Origin of the sequence: Paenibacillus sp. FSL K6-2393 (genome assembly GCF_038002545.1) — a bacterium.
Classification (GTDB): Bacteria; Bacillota; Bacilli; order Paenibacillales; family Paenibacillaceae; genus Paenibacillus.
Genome location: NZ_JBBOCU010000001.1, coordinates 1,668,405 through 1,685,421 on the forward strand (window position 1 = coordinate 1,668,405; position 17,017 = coordinate 1,685,421).

Annotated in this window: 25 protein-coding genes; 24 read left to right on the plus strand and 1 reads right to left on the minus strand. The window is 43.2% G+C overall.

Annotated elements, in window-relative coordinates:
* Positions 1-215 precede the first annotated feature (215 nt).
* The 13 genes from MHI14_RS07265 to MHI14_RS07325 all read left to right on the plus strand — a co-directional run bounded on the left by MHI14_RS07265 (position 216) and on the right by MHI14_RS07325 (position 7,538).
* Positions 216-1,442 (plus strand): amidohydrolase, encoded by a 1,227-nt coding sequence (locus MHI14_RS07265; RefSeq protein WP_341130079.1) that lies wholly within the window; start codon positions 216-218, stop codon positions 1,440-1,442.
* A gap of 128 nt (positions 1,443-1,570) precedes the next feature.
* Positions 1,571-1,981: a GNAT family N-acetyltransferase gene (locus tag MHI14_RS07270; protein WP_341130080.1), complete on the plus strand. Its 411-nt coding sequence runs from the start codon at positions 1,571-1,573 to the stop codon at positions 1,979-1,981.
* Between the two features lie 32 nt (positions 1,982-2,013).
* Positions 2,014-2,463, plus strand: coding sequence for a GNAT family N-acetyltransferase (locus MHI14_RS07275; RefSeq protein ID WP_341131682.1), 450 nt, complete (start codon positions 2,014-2,016; stop codon positions 2,461-2,463).
* A gap of 17 nt (positions 2,464-2,480) precedes the next feature.
* Positions 2,481-2,909 carry a GNAT family N-acetyltransferase gene (locus MHI14_RS07280; protein WP_341130081.1) on the plus strand — a complete coding sequence of 143 codons (429 nt, stop codon included), beginning with the start codon at positions 2,481-2,483 and terminating at the stop codon, positions 2,907-2,909.
* 41 nt (positions 2,910-2,950) lie between these two features.
* Positions 2,951-3,652, plus strand: a complete 702-nt coding sequence (locus MHI14_RS07285) for a DUF1361 domain-containing protein (protein ID WP_341130082.1) — start codon at positions 2,951-2,953, stop codon at positions 3,650-3,652.
* Between the two features lie 32 nt (positions 3,653-3,684).
* A complete protein-coding gene (locus MHI14_RS07290; protein WP_253502684.1) occupies positions 3,685-4,146 on the plus strand; it encodes a DUF6896 domain-containing protein in 462 nt (153 codons plus the stop codon).
* A 38-nt stretch (positions 4,147-4,184) separates the two neighbouring features.
* The gene (locus MHI14_RS07295; RefSeq protein WP_289390137.1) at positions 4,185-5,129 is read left to right on the plus strand and encodes a GNAT family N-acetyltransferase; all 945 of its coding nucleotides are present in this window, start codon (positions 4,185-4,187) and stop codon (positions 5,127-5,129) included.
* Positions 5,126-5,491: a metallophosphoesterase family protein gene (locus MHI14_RS07300; protein WP_341130083.1), complete on the plus strand. Its 366-nt coding sequence runs from the start codon at positions 5,126-5,128 to the stop codon at positions 5,489-5,491. The genes MHI14_RS07295 and MHI14_RS07300 overlap by 4 nt, the downstream gene beginning before the upstream one ends.
* Positions 5,492-5,502: 11 nt before the next feature.
* Positions 5,503-5,874, plus strand: a complete 372-nt coding sequence (locus tag MHI14_RS07305) for a metallophosphoesterase family protein (protein WP_341130084.1) — start codon at positions 5,503-5,505, stop codon at positions 5,872-5,874.
* 34 nt (positions 5,875-5,908) lie between these two features.
* A complete protein-coding gene (locus tag MHI14_RS07310) occupies positions 5,909-6,058 on the plus strand; it encodes a hypothetical protein (protein WP_165980251.1) in 150 nt (49 codons plus the stop codon).
* 17 nt (positions 6,059-6,075) lie between these two features.
* On the plus strand, positions 6,076-6,534 hold the full coding sequence (locus MHI14_RS07315; protein ID WP_340913560.1) for an NUDIX hydrolase: 459 nt from the start codon (positions 6,076-6,078) through the stop codon (positions 6,532-6,534).
* Positions 6,535-6,562: 28 nt separating this feature from the next.
* The gene (locus MHI14_RS07320; RefSeq protein ID WP_091027836.1) at positions 6,563-7,090 is read left to right on the plus strand and encodes a DinB family protein; all 528 of its coding nucleotides are present in this window, start codon (positions 6,563-6,565) and stop codon (positions 7,088-7,090) included.
* A 28-nt stretch (positions 7,091-7,118) separates the two neighbouring features.
* Positions 7,119-7,538, plus strand: coding sequence for an NUDIX hydrolase (locus MHI14_RS07325; RefSeq protein ID WP_256332194.1), 420 nt, complete (start codon positions 7,119-7,121; stop codon positions 7,536-7,538).
* A gap of 9 nt (positions 7,539-7,547) precedes the next feature.
* Here MHI14_RS07325 and MHI14_RS07330 read toward each other — a convergent pair whose 3' ends face one another.
* Positions 7,548-8,450 (minus strand): ArsR/SmtB family transcription factor, encoded by a 903-nt coding sequence (locus MHI14_RS07330; RefSeq protein WP_341130085.1) that lies wholly within the window; start codon positions 8,448-8,450, stop codon positions 7,548-7,550.
* Positions 8,451-8,627: 177 nt separating this feature from the next.
* Between MHI14_RS07330 and MHI14_RS07335 the strand changes: the two genes are divergently transcribed.
* From MHI14_RS07335 to MHI14_RS07385, 11 genes are all read left to right on the plus strand, one after another.
* Positions 8,628-10,118, plus strand: a complete 1,491-nt coding sequence (locus MHI14_RS07335; RefSeq protein ID WP_341130086.1) for a glycoside hydrolase family 43 protein — start codon at positions 8,628-8,630, stop codon at positions 10,116-10,118.
* A 72-nt stretch (positions 10,119-10,190) separates the two neighbouring features.
* On the plus strand, positions 10,191-10,667 hold the full coding sequence (locus MHI14_RS07340; RefSeq protein WP_341130087.1) for a hypothetical protein: 477 nt from the start codon (positions 10,191-10,193) through the stop codon (positions 10,665-10,667).
* A 99-nt stretch (positions 10,668-10,766) separates the two neighbouring features.
* Positions 10,767-11,312 (plus strand): GrpB family protein, encoded by a 546-nt coding sequence (locus MHI14_RS07345; RefSeq protein WP_341130088.1) that lies wholly within the window; start codon positions 10,767-10,769, stop codon positions 11,310-11,312.
* Positions 11,313-11,354: 42 nt separating this feature from the next.
* A complete protein-coding gene (locus MHI14_RS07350; RefSeq protein ID WP_341130089.1) occupies positions 11,355-11,777 on the plus strand; it encodes a hypothetical protein in 423 nt (140 codons plus the stop codon).
* A 30-nt stretch (positions 11,778-11,807) separates the two neighbouring features.
* A complete protein-coding gene (locus MHI14_RS07355) occupies positions 11,808-12,329 on the plus strand; it encodes a cysteine hydrolase family protein (protein ID WP_133385813.1) in 522 nt (173 codons plus the stop codon).
* A 47-nt stretch (positions 12,330-12,376) separates the two neighbouring features.
* Entirely contained in the window at positions 12,377-12,811 is a 435-nt protein-coding gene (locus MHI14_RS07360) for a hypothetical protein (RefSeq protein WP_341130090.1), read from the plus strand.
* A gap of 500 nt (positions 12,812-13,311) precedes the next feature.
* The gene (locus MHI14_RS07365; RefSeq protein ID WP_341130091.1) at positions 13,312-13,848 is read left to right on the plus strand and encodes a GNAT family N-acetyltransferase; all 537 of its coding nucleotides are present in this window, start codon (positions 13,312-13,314) and stop codon (positions 13,846-13,848) included.
* Positions 13,849-13,878: 30 nt separating this feature from the next.
* Positions 13,879-14,358, plus strand: a complete 480-nt coding sequence (locus MHI14_RS07370) for a DinB family protein (protein WP_339310389.1) — start codon at positions 13,879-13,881, stop codon at positions 14,356-14,358.
* A gap of 36 nt (positions 14,359-14,394) precedes the next feature.
* Complete coding sequence (locus MHI14_RS07375) at positions 14,395-15,267, plus strand: aminoglycoside phosphotransferase family protein (RefSeq protein ID WP_341130092.1); 873 nt, start codon at positions 14,395-14,397, stop codon at positions 15,265-15,267.
* Positions 15,268-15,400: 133 nt separating this feature from the next.
* Positions 15,401-15,748, plus strand: a complete 348-nt coding sequence (locus MHI14_RS07380) for a hypothetical protein (RefSeq protein WP_339310386.1) — start codon at positions 15,401-15,403, stop codon at positions 15,746-15,748.
* Positions 15,749-15,988: 240 nt separating this feature from the next.
* Positions 15,989-16,990, plus strand: a complete 1,002-nt coding sequence (locus tag MHI14_RS07385) for an endo-1,4-beta-xylanase (RefSeq protein WP_339310384.1) — start codon at positions 15,989-15,991, stop codon at positions 16,988-16,990.
* Positions 16,991-17,017: the final 27 nt, after the last annotated feature.

Here is a 17,017-nt window from a genome sequence, read left to right on the forward strand (position 1 = left end):
GAGGGAACATAGAAGATTAAGGTGATATGGACAGGGCAGGCACTTCAGTGTGTCTGTTTTTTTGCATGTATTAAGGTAGAATAATGCAAACGTTCCGCATATGGAACACCAACGTTTTACGTATTTTTGCCCGGTGAAACCGTATGGTACCATGGATCATAGATCAATCGGTATCCGGGGGACGTAATGCCGGGTAAGAAAAGAGGGATGACATGATGAAGCAGGCTTATTGGTTAACAAACGTGAATGTGGAGCGGGGTTATGTTTGGGAGGGGGAACAGGTGACGGGGACACGGACAAGCCCTGCTCATCTGCGGATTGAAGAGGGAGTGATCGCGGAGATTGTGGAAGGAAACAACCCGCTGTCTAGCGATCTACCACAAGTAGATGGCAAGGGACTTCTGCTGTTGCCTTCGTTCGAGGAGGCACATATTCATCTGGATAAAACCTACTACGATGGGCCGTGGACAGCCGTTAAACGTATCTCCAGTATTTTCGAACGTATTGAAGAAGAAAAGGTTCTGTTGCCCAAGTTGCTACCAGATGCCAAGCATCAAGCGGAGAGTATTCTAACCTTGATCCAGGGATACGGCTCCACTCATGTACGTAGCCATTGTAATATTGAACCTGTCAGTGGGTTGAAAAGACTGGAAGCAACGCGGCAGGCTCTGGAATCATTTTCGGGCAAAATCTCTTCGGAGATCGTGGCTTTCCCGCAGCATGGACTGCTTCGCTCCCATTCAGTGGAGCTTATGGGCCAAGCGATGAAGGAAGGTGCAACACATGTAGGCGGACTTGATCCTCATACGGTGGATGAACAGATCGAGAAATCACTGAACGCCATGGTTGAACTGGCTGTTCAGCACCAGGTGGGCATCGATATACATCTGCATGATGGCGGGCAGGCCGGCAAACAAACACTGCTGGAACTCGCGAATCTGACCGAAGCAGCAGGGCTTCAGGGTAAAGTTACGGTAAGTCATGCGTTCTGGTTCGCCCGCGCGGAGCAGCAGGAAGCAGAAGATATGGCGCAGCGAATGGCTTCGCTTGGGATGAGCATTGCTTCCACGGTGCCCATTGGCAGAACGATGATGCCTCTTCCCATGCTCTACCGTATGGGCGTGAACGTGAAGCTGGCCACAGACAGCCTGACGGATCACTGGTCTCCTTTTGGCAATGGGGATATGCTTGAGAAAGCGGGACGATTCGCAGAACTGTACGGTTATAGTGACGAACTGTCCTTGTCTCAATCTTTGGCATGGGTAACAGGCGGTATTACACCGCTGGATTCACAAGGGGATCAGGTATGGCCGAAGGTAGGCGACACCGCGAGTTTTGTATTGGTGCATGCGAGTTGTTCGGCGGAAGCCGTTGCGCGGCGATCTGCGCGGCAGGCCGTATGGTACAAGGGGCAATTGGTCAGCGGATCAACAGCGGATTGAGGAAAATAGAGCGGGTGAAGCCACGGGAAACCGTGGTTTTTTGGCATGGGAGAAAAAGAGGAAAGAACTGTTCGCATATACCACATTTTGGGTTATGATGGACGTAGTTAATGAAGGGAGTAATTCAAATGAAGATTGAGTATGCAACGGAAGCTGACTATGACTATATCATTGAAAGAGATCGGCATATCCATCAGCCACTTGTGAAAACGAAGATTCGTGAGAAAGAAATATTCATCCTATGGGACGAGGACGAGGGATCCAGAGTTGGATGGATGAGGTACGGTTACTTTTGGGACAACCTCCCCTTCATGAATATGATCTGGATTGATGAACCCTATCGAAACGATGGATTTGGCAAAAAAGTGGTGCATCACTGGGAAAGTTTAATGAAGCAACAAGGCTTTGATACGGTGATGACTTCAACGCAATCAGACGAACATGCCCAACATTTCTATCGAAAGCTGGGGTATGTTGATGCAGGGGCTCTGTTGCTGGATACACAACCTCTGGAGATTATGTTAATCAAGAAAATCTAGTAAGTAAGCTGCAAGGAGAGAGGATTGTGGGTATGGAGCAAGTGACGTTACGACCTATAACCAAAGAAAATGAACTTGAGTGCATCCACCTTAAACCACGGGAAGATCAGCTTGATTTGGTAGCTAGCAATGCGGATTCATTGATTCATGCAACGAAGGAAATTACGTCCAAGCCATACGGCATTTTGGCAGAGGATCAGATGGTCGGTTTTATTTTATATGATAACGAGATCTACAATGATGGGTATTACTGGATTCTGCGCTTCATGATTGATGAGAAGTACCAGGGGAAGGGTTACGGGAAACTTGCTATTCAAGAAGTGGTTCGTATGTTGCAAGAGAGAAGTGACTGCCAGCAAATCAGGGTATCCCATGTTCCGCATAACATTGCGGCAAATGCGCTGTATAAGCGTATCGGGTTTCAAGAAACGGGAGAGTTTGAAGACAACGGTGATATCATTTTAAGTTATCAAGTGAAATAACAGGGAGGGGATGCTTGATGATAAGAGAGGCAGAAGCTAGGGATGCAGCGGTTATCGAAAGACTGTATAAAGAATTATTACCGAACAACTTAAACACGAAGGTGCTGGCAGAACGGATTGAAGAAGTTCAGAATAACCCAAACAGTTTCTTGTTTGTGTATGAACTGGGTGATCAGGTGATCGGCACGGCTCATTTACATATATGTCTGGATGCTTTGGTGGAAAATAGACCATTTGGCGTAGTTGAGCGGGTTATCATTACGGAACATGTGCAGAGCAAGGGATATGGATCTGAATTGATGAAACATATAGAGCATGTATGTGTGCAGAAAAATTGTATAAAGGTGTTTCTAACCAGCGGATCATCCAGAAACGAAGCACATCACTTTTATACGAAATTGGGATACAACGGAGAATCCAGCAAGGCATTTAAAAAGTATTTATAACTTATAACATTCATCAAGGAAAAGGAAGTAGAAGCAAAGAAATGAAAGATCACAAACATCCGGTTCAAGATGTCCGACTCTTCTTTACCTTGCTCGTGGCTACTCTTTGTTGTCTAGGTATTGTGATGTATTTACGTGCCCAATCAGATACGAATATGTATCGATTTTTAAGTTGGGACATGTTCCTGGCATGGGTACCATTCATCATCTCATCCTGCATTAGATACATATTCAATAAGAAATTAACCACAACGAGCATGATATGTATGGGGCTGATGTGTGGAGTATGGCTCTTTTTTCTGCCCAATGCGGCCTATCTTTTTACGGAGATTCTGCATTCATTCAGATATTTTGATGCTCAAGGGGAGGTTAGATTTTGGGTTAATATTGATTTTTGGTATGGACTCACTCTGACGTTTGCCGTAGCGATCATCGGATTGCTGCTCTCGACTTGTTCGATCATTCAAATCCATGGCATGTTAAACAAATTAATAAATAAGTACATTAGTATGATGGTTGTCGGTGTTATTTTGCTATTGAGCAGTATAGGGGTCTACATTGGTAGATTTAATCGGTGGAATTCGTGGGATGTATTATCCCGACCTGGGAAGATCTTCGTGGATCTTGTGAATGATTTTAATGCAGCGAACAGCATCATGGTTGAGTTTGTTGCCATTGTATTTACGGTTCAACTTTTTGGATACGTTATTTTATCTTTGCTAACCGCAAGGTCTGGCAGTTAATCTTCGTTTGAAAGGGCAAAGGATCTGAAATGATGAAATCAATAACACAGGAAATTATGGAAGAATTATTGGCTGTGATGGATATGTACCAAAGAATCGCGCGGCAATTGATCGAGCAATTGATATTGGAAACGGATCAGCCTGATCGGACGGCAATTCTCGAAGGGGCGTACCATTTGCTGTCCAATGCGGATGTAATCCATGGAGAAGAAGAATTAACGGGAAACTGGTATTTTGATGTTCACGGTGAGCACTGTATGTTCAAGAATACAGAAACAGGGCAGACATTAGAGGTTTTCCTTGGTAGTCCAGAGGATGTGGGCAACATGGACCCCTACTTTTTTTACAATTTTATAAAAACAACGCCAGAGCTTGCATACCTGACTTCGTATTTCGAGAATCCGTTTAAGGACATGTTGGATTTCTTCGAACGTATGGAGACACAGCATGTGTTAATTCATGTTCACGGGGTGGCGTATAGAAAGGTTCTTTAATTGCTGTACATGTAATTAGAATTGAGGAGGAATGACGTATGAGTTTAACGGAATGGTCTACAGATATTCTTCAATATGATCTGTCGGATGAATATTCGATTCGCAAAGCTGATTTTGCCGAATGGGGATTATATTGCACGGTTTATTATGATATGCGTTATGTCGGATTTTTCAGGGAAGAAGAGTTCAGTTCTTCCAAGATCAGTGCGTACTGGATTTACAAGGGGGAAAGCAAAATAGGTGGCGTGAGAATGGAGCCTAACCGGATGTATCATTTGTTTTTTATCCCGCCATTCCAGCAGTGCTTTGAGGTATTGAAACTTCTGAAGGATAAATTAATGCAGTGGTCCGATCGCACCAAACGCATTCTGACCTTTGAGATTCTTCCAGACCAAGTTGATCTATACGCAAGAGCTGGATTCTGGCCAGTGGAGTTCAGATGTCGCTGGATGCAGCGGCCTACAGATCATTTTGAGATCGAGTGGGACAGAAGGGTAACCGTGAAGAGTCCAGAGATTATTGAAAGTGAAACCGGCACCAGAAAATATGTGAATGAAGATGAAATTGCTCAATGTGACCTGGAGAGTTTTGCAGGAAGTCTTGAAGCTACACGAAGAAAACATACCACGCTTGCAGATTTTATTCCAAGTGATGATCCTAATTATACCAATGAAATTCTGACTCAAGCCTCCACGCTTGTATACGATAAGGAAACGGGACAGCTTATTGCAAATTGTCGCTTGTGCTTGCAAGATAATCAGGCTGCTGTATATAGCATAGGGGTTCGGCCGGCATATAGAGGAAGAGGGCTTGCTACACTGATGTTACAGAGAGCTTTGAATGCGCTTAAGGGTCAGTATCCTGTCCTACGATTGTATGTGATGCAAGGAAATGATGCCGAGTCCGTATATCTGAATCTGGGATTTATTCCGGGTGTACAGGAGATTCAGACGATGTATATTCCTGAGGAGGAGTCACAATGAAGGTTGCCATCTTAACCGATATTCATGGGAATTTCCCTGCTCTTCAAGCGGTATTAGCTGATATCGATTCCAGAGGAGATGTTGAGCATACATTTTGTTTGGGGGATATGATCGGCATCGGCCCTTACTCCAATGAAGTGATTGAGATGCTGTACAATCGTGAAAATATGATAGCGATTTCGGGGAATCACGAAGAAGCCGTATTGAGCTTACTCCAAAATAAGGGTCCATTAGAAGGACATAAAGGCATAGCTGAGCACCATGAATGGATTGGTCAACATCTAAGTGCAGAATCGATCAAGAGAATACAAGCTCTACCGAAATTCGTTGAAAAAGAGGTGGAAGGACATCGGTTCTTCTAACTCACTATCATATGAGCAACGACAAGTTGGATGTCATCGATAAAGAACCATCTGGAACCAAATTAGACGCGAAGTATCAGGGGACGGCCCATGATTTGGTTTGTTTTGGTCATCATCATATTCTTCATTATTATAGGACAGATCAAAGAGTATATCTGAATCCGGGAGCTTTAGGCTGTAACGATCTTGCCATTGCCAGATATGGGATCGTGGATCTCCAAGAGGGCAAACTGGACGTGAAATTCATTGGTGTTCCATATGACAATAGGGAGTATCTGAAATCGTATGAACGGTTGAACATTCCGGATCGGGCTTTTATTTTGAAGGCATTCCATGGGAATCAGTTGGAAAGAGAGCATATAGACGGCAGTAAACGTTCGTAGCAATGTGCTGCTACTTTGGAAAGGAGAGATGTACATGGGAATGATCATTATGTTGGTGGTGTATCTCTTCCTCGGTATTTATGTTGTGAAAGTTGGAATAGATAACTCAAAAAATAGCCAGCACACCAAAGAAATATTATCAGAGTTAAGGGAGATTAAGGAACTGTTGAAAGAGCGAAGGTAAAGAGGAGGGATGTACCTGTGTCTCGAGCACCATTTCAAATATTAGTTTTTCCTTATACCAGGTTGAAAGATTCAAATGACTATGCATATGCTATCTTTCGAAGATCAAGAGAAGGTTACTGGCAGGGCATAGCTGGGGGAGGGGAAGATGAAGAAAAACCATTAGAAGCAGCCATGAGAGAAGCATTTGAAGAGGCGGGAATCCCCTTAAATAGTCAATACAGGAGCCTTAATTCAAGCTCGACTCACTCCGTGGTAGATGTGGTTGGTTATTTTATGTGGGGACCTGATACATTTGTTATTCCTGAGTATTGCTTTGGAGTAGAACTGGATGAAATGGATCTGTCTATATCCAATGAGCACTCAGAATATAAATGGGTGGCTTATGAAGAAGCTCGTAAAATACTTAAATGGGATAGTAATAGAGTAGCAATCTGGGAATTGAATCAAAGACTGATCAGAGAGTCATCGAAATAGACATGTACTCAAGCGAGGAGGGATGACTTTGATTTACGATTTACAAGGTGAAGCCAATATGGAGCCTATTGTTGGAATGTTATTTTCCGCAGTAAGAGAGAATAGTGAGCGACTTAAATCGATTACTGAGGGGATGTCGCAAGAAGAGGTAGATTACAAAGGGGAACAGAACCAGTTTAATAGTACAGCTCAATTAATACGACATATTACGTTTGTTGATATGAATTGGGTTTATAGAATAAAGGGAGTTGTCCTTCCGCAGCCATTAATAGAGCAATATGGTCCCATGATTGATGAAAATGATAGACTTCCGCTGATTCAAGGTGTCTCACGTGACACACTTATCTCTCAATATGAGGGTGTATTAACCCTTCTGAAAGAAACCTGCACACAAGTAGCAGATGCTGACCTAGATCGAGTAGTTACTTTTGGACATCAGAACGAAAAGCAAGCTACGGTACGTTGGGGATTATGGCATATGGCTGACCATAACCGTTATCATCAAGCTCATATGAATCAGCTAAGAGAGTGGTTTCAGAAACAAAATAATTCCTAATACAAAAAAAGGGGTTGAGACTAAGCGCTTGGAAAACAAAATGGTGAATGTCGTTAAAGGACTAATCGAGAATGAAGGTAGAGTGTTGCTTGTCAAGCGCTCATTAGTGGATGAGGTGGGCGCAGGAAGTTGGGAAACCGTAGGGGGAAAAGTTCACTTTGGAGAAGAGTTGGAAGTGGCCTTGGTCCGTGAAATTAGAGAGGAAGTTGGCATTAAAGTTCAAATAGATGAATTACTGTTTGCCAATACGTTCTTTACCGATCCGCATAGACAGGTCATTCTTCTAATGTATCTGTGCAGAACCAAAGATCATCAAGTGAATCTTTCAGAAGAACATAGCGAGTACATGTGGGCAACCAGATCTGAATTATATCATTACCTACCCTTTGCGATCACTTCAGATCTGGAGAAATATAATGTTTTTGACAAAATTGAGTTAACCGATTAGATGAGAAAGTTAACCTAATACACGAATAACAATATCTTGATCATGATTACCAAAACCGGCACCATAGATCGTTAATCCCCCAACGTTGGGGCTTTCCTCGTCAACTGTGAAGCGTAGCGTCCAGAACGGTTCGATAAGCTTAATATCCGCGAGAGTAATGTCTGACATCCGCTCACCATCCATATAGGTACCGGAGGCATCAATGCGAATGGTCTTTAATAATCCATACTGATTCACATTGCGATGCCACCATTCTGGCGTATATTTGCCGCGTGCTGCTCTGCCAAAGTCGGCAGGGCTTGTCCACGTTCCAAGTGAAATGCCATTGAAGGTGAAGCGAATATCCGAAGGCCAATGATCTCGCAATCCCGGAGCTTCAGACGCCAGTTCCATCGAAATTTCAATAGCATCGGTTGTCTGGTCGGGAAGGACAAAGTTCGGTGTTTTATATTCAACATAGCCCTTCCCAAACCACAGGATAGCGGCGTGTACCCGCTCAGGATCAAGGAAGTAACGCGGATCATCCCATACGCCGATTTCTTTCTCAAGTGTTCCTAGCCCACAGGTAGGGTGGATATCAAAAGCAGTATAGTGTCCTACGGATATTGTCTGCTCTCTGGTTCGTGAAGTTTGGCTTGCGGATGGCAGCTCGATCTCAATCTGATTTTGCTTGAGGTAACATAATTTGTGCGTTCCTCCGTTAATCCGCACTCGTCTGCTCCCAATTAGACCCGCATCCTCCAGTTTGCGAATATGCATCGTGACAATGGAGGGGCTAAGCTCTAATACTGCCGCAAGATCCTTCACATTCATTTCGCGATCTGCAATCATATCCATGATTCTCCATCTGACTTCGCTTGCCAGCGCCTCATATAAAGGAAGGAACTGGGGCTCCCCATTTGCTTTGATCATCTGTACAACTCCCTACCCTCAATCTTCTAAAATCACATATATATTAATTCAGTAAAATTAGTTCCAAGATACAATCCAGATTCATTGCAAGTTTATAGCCAATGGTGTTTAATTTTTTTAGTTGTTACAAAGTTGAATTCTTATATTTATGAATTTTAGCATAAGAGGTGGAGTATAGTGAAATACAATAATCCTGTTGTTAAAGGTTTCTATCCAGATCCTAGTGTAATCAAAGTCAACGATACGTACTATATGGTGTGTAGTTCTTTTCAGTACTTTCCGGGCGTACCGCTCTTTGAGAGCAAGGATTTGCTGAATTGGAAGCAGATTGGTCACTGCCTCACTCGTAAAAGTCAGATTCAGCTGGAGACCGTGAGCAGTTCCGGGGGCGTATTTGCCCCAACGATCAGACACAATAACGGACGTTTTTACATGGTGACAACGAATGATACAACACATCAGAATTTCTATGTTTGGACGGACGATATCTACGGAGAATGGTCTGAGCCTATCTATGTGGATCAAGGCGGGATTGATCCCGATTTGTATTTTGAAGATGGGAAGACCTTGTTTATGAGTAATGGCGTGGATGATGAAGGCGTTGGCGGAATTGTCCAGTGTGAGATTGAGATTGAAACGGGCCGCAAACTTAGCCCAAGTCGGTCGATATGGAATGGGACAGGTGGAAGATATCTGGAAAGCCCGCATCTCTATAAAATGAACGGTTTTTATTACCTGCTTGCAGCTGAGGGTGGTACGGAGTATGGTCACATGGTTACGTATGCTCGGGGCACTTCTTCTTCAGGTCCGTTCGAAGCCTATGAGCACAATCCGGTTCTAACCAATCGCAATCTGGGCGGTTATGAGCTCCAGGGTGTGGGGCATGGTGATCTGGTTCAGGATGATCGGGGAAACTGGTGGCTCTTTCACCTGGGATTCCGTCAGATTGGCAGATGGGCTACGTACCATCATCTGGGCCGAGAAGTATTTCTGACTCCGATTACGTTTGATGAAGACGGTTGGTTTACAGCCGGACATGAAGGCACAACGCTGACGAGTTTTGAGACTAATCGTATCCCGGACACGGTGATCCAGCAGGACAAGAAGCATTATACGTTTGAAAATACAGACTGGAACCTCGACTGGTGTTACCTTCGTCATCCAAATACAGAACACTATCAGCTTGAATCAGACAAGCTTACGCTAACAGGAACTGATGTAACGCTGGACGTTCCAGCATCCCCAACGTTCATTGGGTTACGTCAAAAAGACTTTAATGCCACAATTTCAGTCGATGTCAGTGTGACGAGTGGAGAAGCTGGGATCACGATCTACATGGATGAGAATCATCATTATGAAGTGGCTATTCGTGGGCAGCAGGACGGTTATAAGGTGATCGAGCGTCTAAATATTGGTGATGTCAAATCGATAGAACATGAAGTGAATCTGGGAAATCAACAGCATGCAACCCTGGTCATCCGCTCAAGCCAGGAACGCTACAGCTTCCTGTTTCAAGCAGATGGTGAAGAGATTCTGCTAGGCACGGCACAGACGAGATACCTTTCTTCGGAGGTGGCAGGAGGTTTTACAGGCGTACTCATTGGTTTATACGCGAGCGGGCAAGATGCTTCGGCTGAGTTTACAAATTTCAAGTGTGATTATCATTAAGAAGTTAAGGGGAGGGCCTAAGGGGCCTTCTCTTTTTTATGTAAACAACATGATGCGACCCTTCATGACTATATGGGGGTTTATATTAGTTTTAACAATGATGATGATAGATACTATTGTACGCCAGATGATGCCATCATATTTGGAAGAACAGGGGCAGATGGTGACCATTTTGCTTTTTTCACGTTTAACAGATCCATTAGTGATTTGGAAGAAGCTCCGGTTATCTTTATCCAACCTACGGCGTTTGGTAATCAAGTAACTTTAGTGGCCAGAAACCTTAAGGATTTTGTAGCATTATTTGTTAATCTTAAGGAAGTATATGTTTTGGAGAGATTTCGATTTTATAACAACAAATTAGATTTTATAAACGACTATAACGATAACTATTTGAAAGATATAAGGATGAGAGAGAGTGATTATAATTTAATTATCGATCTGCTAAAAGAGAATATTACAGGCATAGCAGAAATTGATGATGTATACGAATACATGATCGAATCCAGAAAACAAATAGATCTTGGAATAAACAATGAAGATTTTGCATGATCTCTATATGGCGTCACTAAATAATCTACATGTAACAAAAGGTTAAAATAACGTGTTATTTAATTATATAGCTTGATTGAATAACCAAGGAGGAGTTGTATGGAGGATCAATGGAGAATTGCAAAGTATGATCCGGCATGGCGTGATTTGTTTCTCGAAACGGGTTCGAAATTAAGAGAAGCGTTAGGAGAAAAGGCTCTGCGGATCGATCATGTTGGGTCCACTTCAATTGTTGGAATAGATGCCAAACCCATAATAGATATACAAATATCTGTTTCTAATTATGAAAATTTGTTGGACTACAAACATGAGATCGAAACAGTCGGATTTGTATTCAGAGCAGAAAATCCGGATAAAACTAAACGTTACTTTCGTGAAGAGCCCGGAAGCAGAAGGATACATATACACGTTAGACAGGCAGGCAGTTTCTCTGAGCAGATGACCTTGCTGTTCAGAGACTATTTAAGGGAGCATCCAGAAGATTGTTTGAACTATGCGGAAGAAAAGCACAGACTCATGTCATTGTATAAAGATGAGCGTCCCAAATATGTTGAAGGAAAAGGACCGATGGTGTGGAGCATATTACAGAAAGCACATCGTTGGTCTCAAGAAATCGGATGGCAACCGGCAAAATCTGATGCATGAGCACATCCAATGAATAAGAGATAACTGTATTGGAGTGATGAGATGAACATGGGAAGAAAGCTGATGACAACCGTTCTAACCATCATTTGTTTTACTTTGGCTGCAAGTCTCATATCGATGAATGAATCCTACAGTTTTGATTTTTACATTCTTATTTATCCGATATACGCGACTCCCTTGATCCTGTTGATCGGGCTACCTTTATCGATATTGCTGGACTATCTGCTCAGCCAAATACAATTCGTTAATCATGTTTTGTATCTAAGTACGAGGATATTGAGTTATGCCTGTGCTGGAGTTTTGGGCATGTATATTTATTATCTGGTCATGGGCGCAGGAGAAGCAATCTTGGATTTCAAAGAGACGTTAGTTCTGACCTTATTTGGTGTTCTTGCTGCTATTTTATTTGTATTGATTGATATGGTATTGGAAGTTTTGTTAAAGATACGAAGAAGAAAGATTTGAATTAAATTGATTTGTCAGGAGGAAAGCAAAATGACAACACATTGTGCACTTCTAATCATTGACGTACAGGTAGCGATGTTTGATGAAGCAGATCCCGTATATCAGGGGGAACGATTGCTTCAGAAGATCCAGGTGTTAATTGCCAGGGCCCGTGAAGCAGGGCATGCCATCATATATATCCAGCACAGCGAAGGGGCAGGCAGTCCACTGGAACGAGGAACTCCGGGGTGGGCCATTCATCCGTCCATTGCACCTATAGCTGGTGACCTCGTTATTGAAAAGGAGACACCGGATTCGTTTCACAAAACCGATCTACATCTGAAATTGCAAGATAATGGCGTGAAGGAGTTAGTCCTTACAGGAATGCAGACCGAGGTATGTGTAGACACGACTTGCCGCAGAGCGTACAGTCTGGGATACACGGTCAATCTGGTTCAAGATGCACACAGCACATGGAATTCAAAGACGCTTCAAGCAGAGCAGATTATTGCACATCACAATACGGTACTGAGACTGTTTGCCAACGTGGTGGATACGGAGAATGCGCTGTAATGCTAGGAAAACGTAGGCGATTCTGGTTTTTCATAGGTGCGGCAATCATGTTTCTGTATTTTCTAATCACGAGTAACCCTGATCCAAATAAGCCGATTTCGAGAAATCAAGTGATAAGCACAGAGATGAGCATAGTCGTGTACACCAGGACAGGCGACGGTGGAGCACACACTAGGATTGACAATGTTACGTTAAGTAAAGAAGACATTAGCCGTATAGTCGGCTGGCTGAATGGCGCCCCGGAATCAGCCAAAATACCAGTAGATGATGTCACAGGAAGCATTAGTGCAGGAATTGCTTTGAGATTAAAGCATAACGCTGAAATTAAAATTCAATACAATCGGAAACAGATTATTGTATCCACAAAAAGCAGATTTAATAGAGATTCGAAATATATACTTGATCAAAAGGACTTAAGAGACTTTATGGATCAAAAGTTGGAAGGGACGTATTTTGGTGAAGATACCGTTAGTGTTGAATAAGGGGGAGATGTATTGACGATAAACAAAAGAATAATGAATCTATCAGCCTGGCTTGCTGTATTAGCCATCCTATGTATTCCTGGAACTTTACATACTGAAGATGGACCGCTCCGAACAGAGTATGGTTTCCCGCTCCGATTCTTTACGGATTATCATTATGCTAATTCTGAGGGAACAATCTGGTTTATATCTGGCATCTATTTAAATGTACTTCTATATTTGTTCAATGTCCTGTTTATTTATGCAGGTATTCATGTAATCTTATATATAAAAAAGAAATTAACTAAATAAATTTGAACTGAATAGTTGCACGAAACGGAGAGGACAGAAAGGACCTGAAGAAGCGGAGCGTTCGCCTTTATCCCCGGAGTTTCCCATTATAAAATGAATCAAAAAACTCTGGGGATAACAGCGATCGGAAGGTTGTTCTGTCATCGTAGTGGCCAGTGTAAATATTCAATAGTTTAACTTATATAGAATATAAAGATGGAGTGATTACGATGAAACAACTTCCAGTAGAATGGAAGTCAGACAGGCTCATTATTTCGGACGTGAAGGAGTCCGATATTCCTGAACTCGAGTCCATATATGAGACCAGTCGGTACTTGCATCAATGGGATGGACAAGAGCATGATCGGAACTATGTGAAAGAATGTTTTGAAGAAGGCCATCTTCCGCCGGGAGGCAGGCTGGAGAATTATCGAATTCAATCCATTCGCACGAATGAGGATGACCGCTATATTGGTTTGTTAAGTGTATACCATGGGTATCCCTCCGAGGATTCGATCTATCTCGAATTTCTATATATCCAGAGCGAGATCCAGAAGCAGGGTTATGGACAAGAATTAATTCAGGCATTGACTCTGCACTGTTCCGAGCTTGGTTACAAGGAAATTCGAATTAACGTAGCGCTCAAAAATTGGCCTGCATTACGTTTCTGGATCAAATCCGGATTCAATCAGATTAGCGGAATTTATGGTGATCTTGAACATTCGGAGGATACCTTTGCCAATACAGAATTGATCAAATCTCTCTGAAAAATATAGCCGATAAAGGGGAATATACCAATGGAAACATTCTTTCGTTATAACTGGATGGTGCGTGAGCAATGGTATGTGTGGTGTGAAGATGTACCGCTTGAAGAATTGCTTCGGCCTCGCACGGGCGGAGTAGGCAACATATTACAAACGTTATTTCATATCATTGATGTAGAGTGGAGCTGGCTTCAGTTGCTTCAGGGCAAACCGGATGATGCGGAAGATTTTGCAAACTACCAGAATCTTGAGGCGGTAAGGCAATTGGATCGCAAGTTACGTCCTGATGTGGAGGCATTTGTTACAGCCTGGGATTCGAGTATGGAAAAAAGAGCTTTTATCGATCATCGCTCAGCTGGCAAGGCCAGTACAGATTCATGGGGAGAAGTTATGCGACATGTGATCGCCCATGAAATTCACCATATGGGACAGCTGTCGGTATGGGGCAGAGAATTGGGCAAGCAGCCAGTATCCGCCAATGTGATTGGCAAAGGCCTGATTATACCTGAATAACAGGGGAGGCGGTCATAACATGGAAGGAGGAGAACGATGACGATTCAACTTAGCCAGATGAGTTGGATAGAACTGGATGAGCGTGTTCAGCAGATGATTGAACAGCAGTATCAGATCACTCCCTTGTCACCTGGACTGGAAGCGAGTGTGATGAGAATCGAAATGGGTGATCAGCGGTACGTATTGAAAGTCTGGGACAAGGATTCCAAACCGGATATCGCCAAACAATATCGATTATTGTCCAAGCTTTATCAAAGTGGAATTCGTGTTTCCAAACCCTACGGTTGGGGATTAGACGAGCAAGAGAATCAATTGCTGTTAACGAGCTATGATGGGAAGCCGGTTACCCAATTAACACAAACCAAACTGACACATTTGGCTGAGCGATTAATGGAGGTCCATCGTTATTCGGTGAATGAAGTGGGGACTGGAGAAGATGAAGAATACATATTCAGGTACGATTTTGTTCAATACTTTTTTCCTCAAATTGAATTACATGACGATATAAATGATCTTCTGGCAAACTTGATCCAGCAGGTTCAGATCAGACAGGACCGCTTGATTCATGGCGATTATAATCTGGGAAACATTCTTGAGATGGACGACCATTACACCATCATCGATTGGACTAATGGGCAGTACGGTGATCCAAGGTACGATATGGCATGGTCTGTGTTTCTGATCACCATCTATAATGGGGAAAGTTACGGCGAGATGTATCACGCTCAATTTGCACGTTCTGCAAGTTATACGTACACGCTGGAAGAGGAGCAGGTTTTTGGAGCAATAGCTTGCCTGCGCTGGATTCTGTTAAGGCGCGTTGGGGATGTACCCATGGGGCCAGATGTAATGGAAAGGGTTCACAGCATGGTTTTCCATAATCCATATTTGAATGAACACCTGCTGTAATCATAATACGGGGATATAAAATGACGTCAGTATACGATTAAGTAATAGAAAGACCACTTTTTAAATAAAATAAACAGCCAGTCCTAAACTAGCGATCCTCGCATACCTATGATAGTAGAGGAGCGTGATCGATATGGAGCAGAAAGTGCAAACTTACTTTGACCTGAAGCAGCAGCAAAAAAATATTGAGCAGCAGTTGTCTGTACTACGAGATGAGATTGTTGCGTATTGTGCAGAACAAGGGGTGTATGAGACGCAGGTTGGTGGTTACACCGTGAAAACAGTGCTTCAGAACCGGAAGGAATACGATGATCAGAAGCTGTATGCTTCTCTTCCAGACCCGGACATCTGGCGATTGTTGTCCAAGGTAGACAGCCATAAGCTGAAAAGCCTGATTAAGCTAAACATTCTGTCCGAGGAGCAAATTAACCCGGCATGCACCGTGAAACAGGTGACGTTGTTACAGGTGGACAAGCTGTAACGCTTCATATCCTCTTCGTATATGAGTTGAATTAAACGGAACATCGCGATCACATAACACCTTCCAAGAAATCGTTCTGTTGCGATGAGCAGTGGAACAAACGTGGAGGTGTTTTTGTTTTGCGCACAGGGCCCAGGATCATAATTAGTTAAATATGAGGGGGAAGAAGTATAATTTGTTCATTGTAAGCGTATTCAACAAACGATATGATGAATAAAAATGGGCAGGGAGGAATTGTAAATGCCAATAGAAATTCCATCACTACATGCTGCGTACGCTAATACGTTTAAAATAGGTGCTGCTGTACATACCAGAATGTTGCAGTCCGAAGGGGAATTTATCGCCAAACACTTCAATAGCATCACGGCTGAAAATCAGATGAAATTCGAAGAAATTCACCCGGAAGAGGATCGTTATACATTTGAGGCGGCGGATCAAATTGTTGATTTTGCCGTTGCCCAAGGAATTGCGGTTCGCGGACATACTTTGGTCTGGCATAATCAAACATCGAAATGGGTTTTTGAAGATACCTCAGGTGCTCCTGCTTCCAGAGAGCTGTTATTATCTCGCTTGAAGCAACATATCGATACGGTAGTAGGTCGGTATAAGGGGCAAATATATGCATGGGATGTCGTCAATGAAGCTATTGAAGATAAGACCGACCTGTTCATGCGGGACACGAAGTGGTTAGAACTGGTGGGGGAAGATTATTTGCTGCAAGCGTTCAGTATGGCTCATGAAGCTGATCCAAATGCGCTTCTTTTCTATAATGACTACAATGAGACGGATCCGGTCAAACGGGAAAAGATCTACAATCTGGTTCGGTCTTTGCTGGACAAGGGAGCGCCTGTACACGGGATTGGGTTGCAGGGGCATTGGAATATTCATGGTCCTTCGATTGAGGAGATCCGAATGGCTATTGAGCGTTATGCTTCACTGGATGTACAGTTGCATGTTACCGAGCTGGATATGTCCGTGTTTCGTTATGAGGATCGTCGAACGGACCTCATCGCGCCAACTTCGGAGATGGCTGAGCTACAGGAGCGTCGATATGAAGAAATCTTCAATTTGTTCCGTGAGTATAAATCGTCCATTACCTCTGTGACGTTCTGGGGAGTAGCGGACAATTACACCTGGCTGGACCATTTCCCGGTTCGTGGGCGCAAAAATTGGCCCTTTGTTTTTGATCAGCAGTTGCAGCCTAAGGAATCATTTTGGCGTATCATTAACCCTATGTCCTGAACATCAGGGAAGTGGAGAGAATCGGTC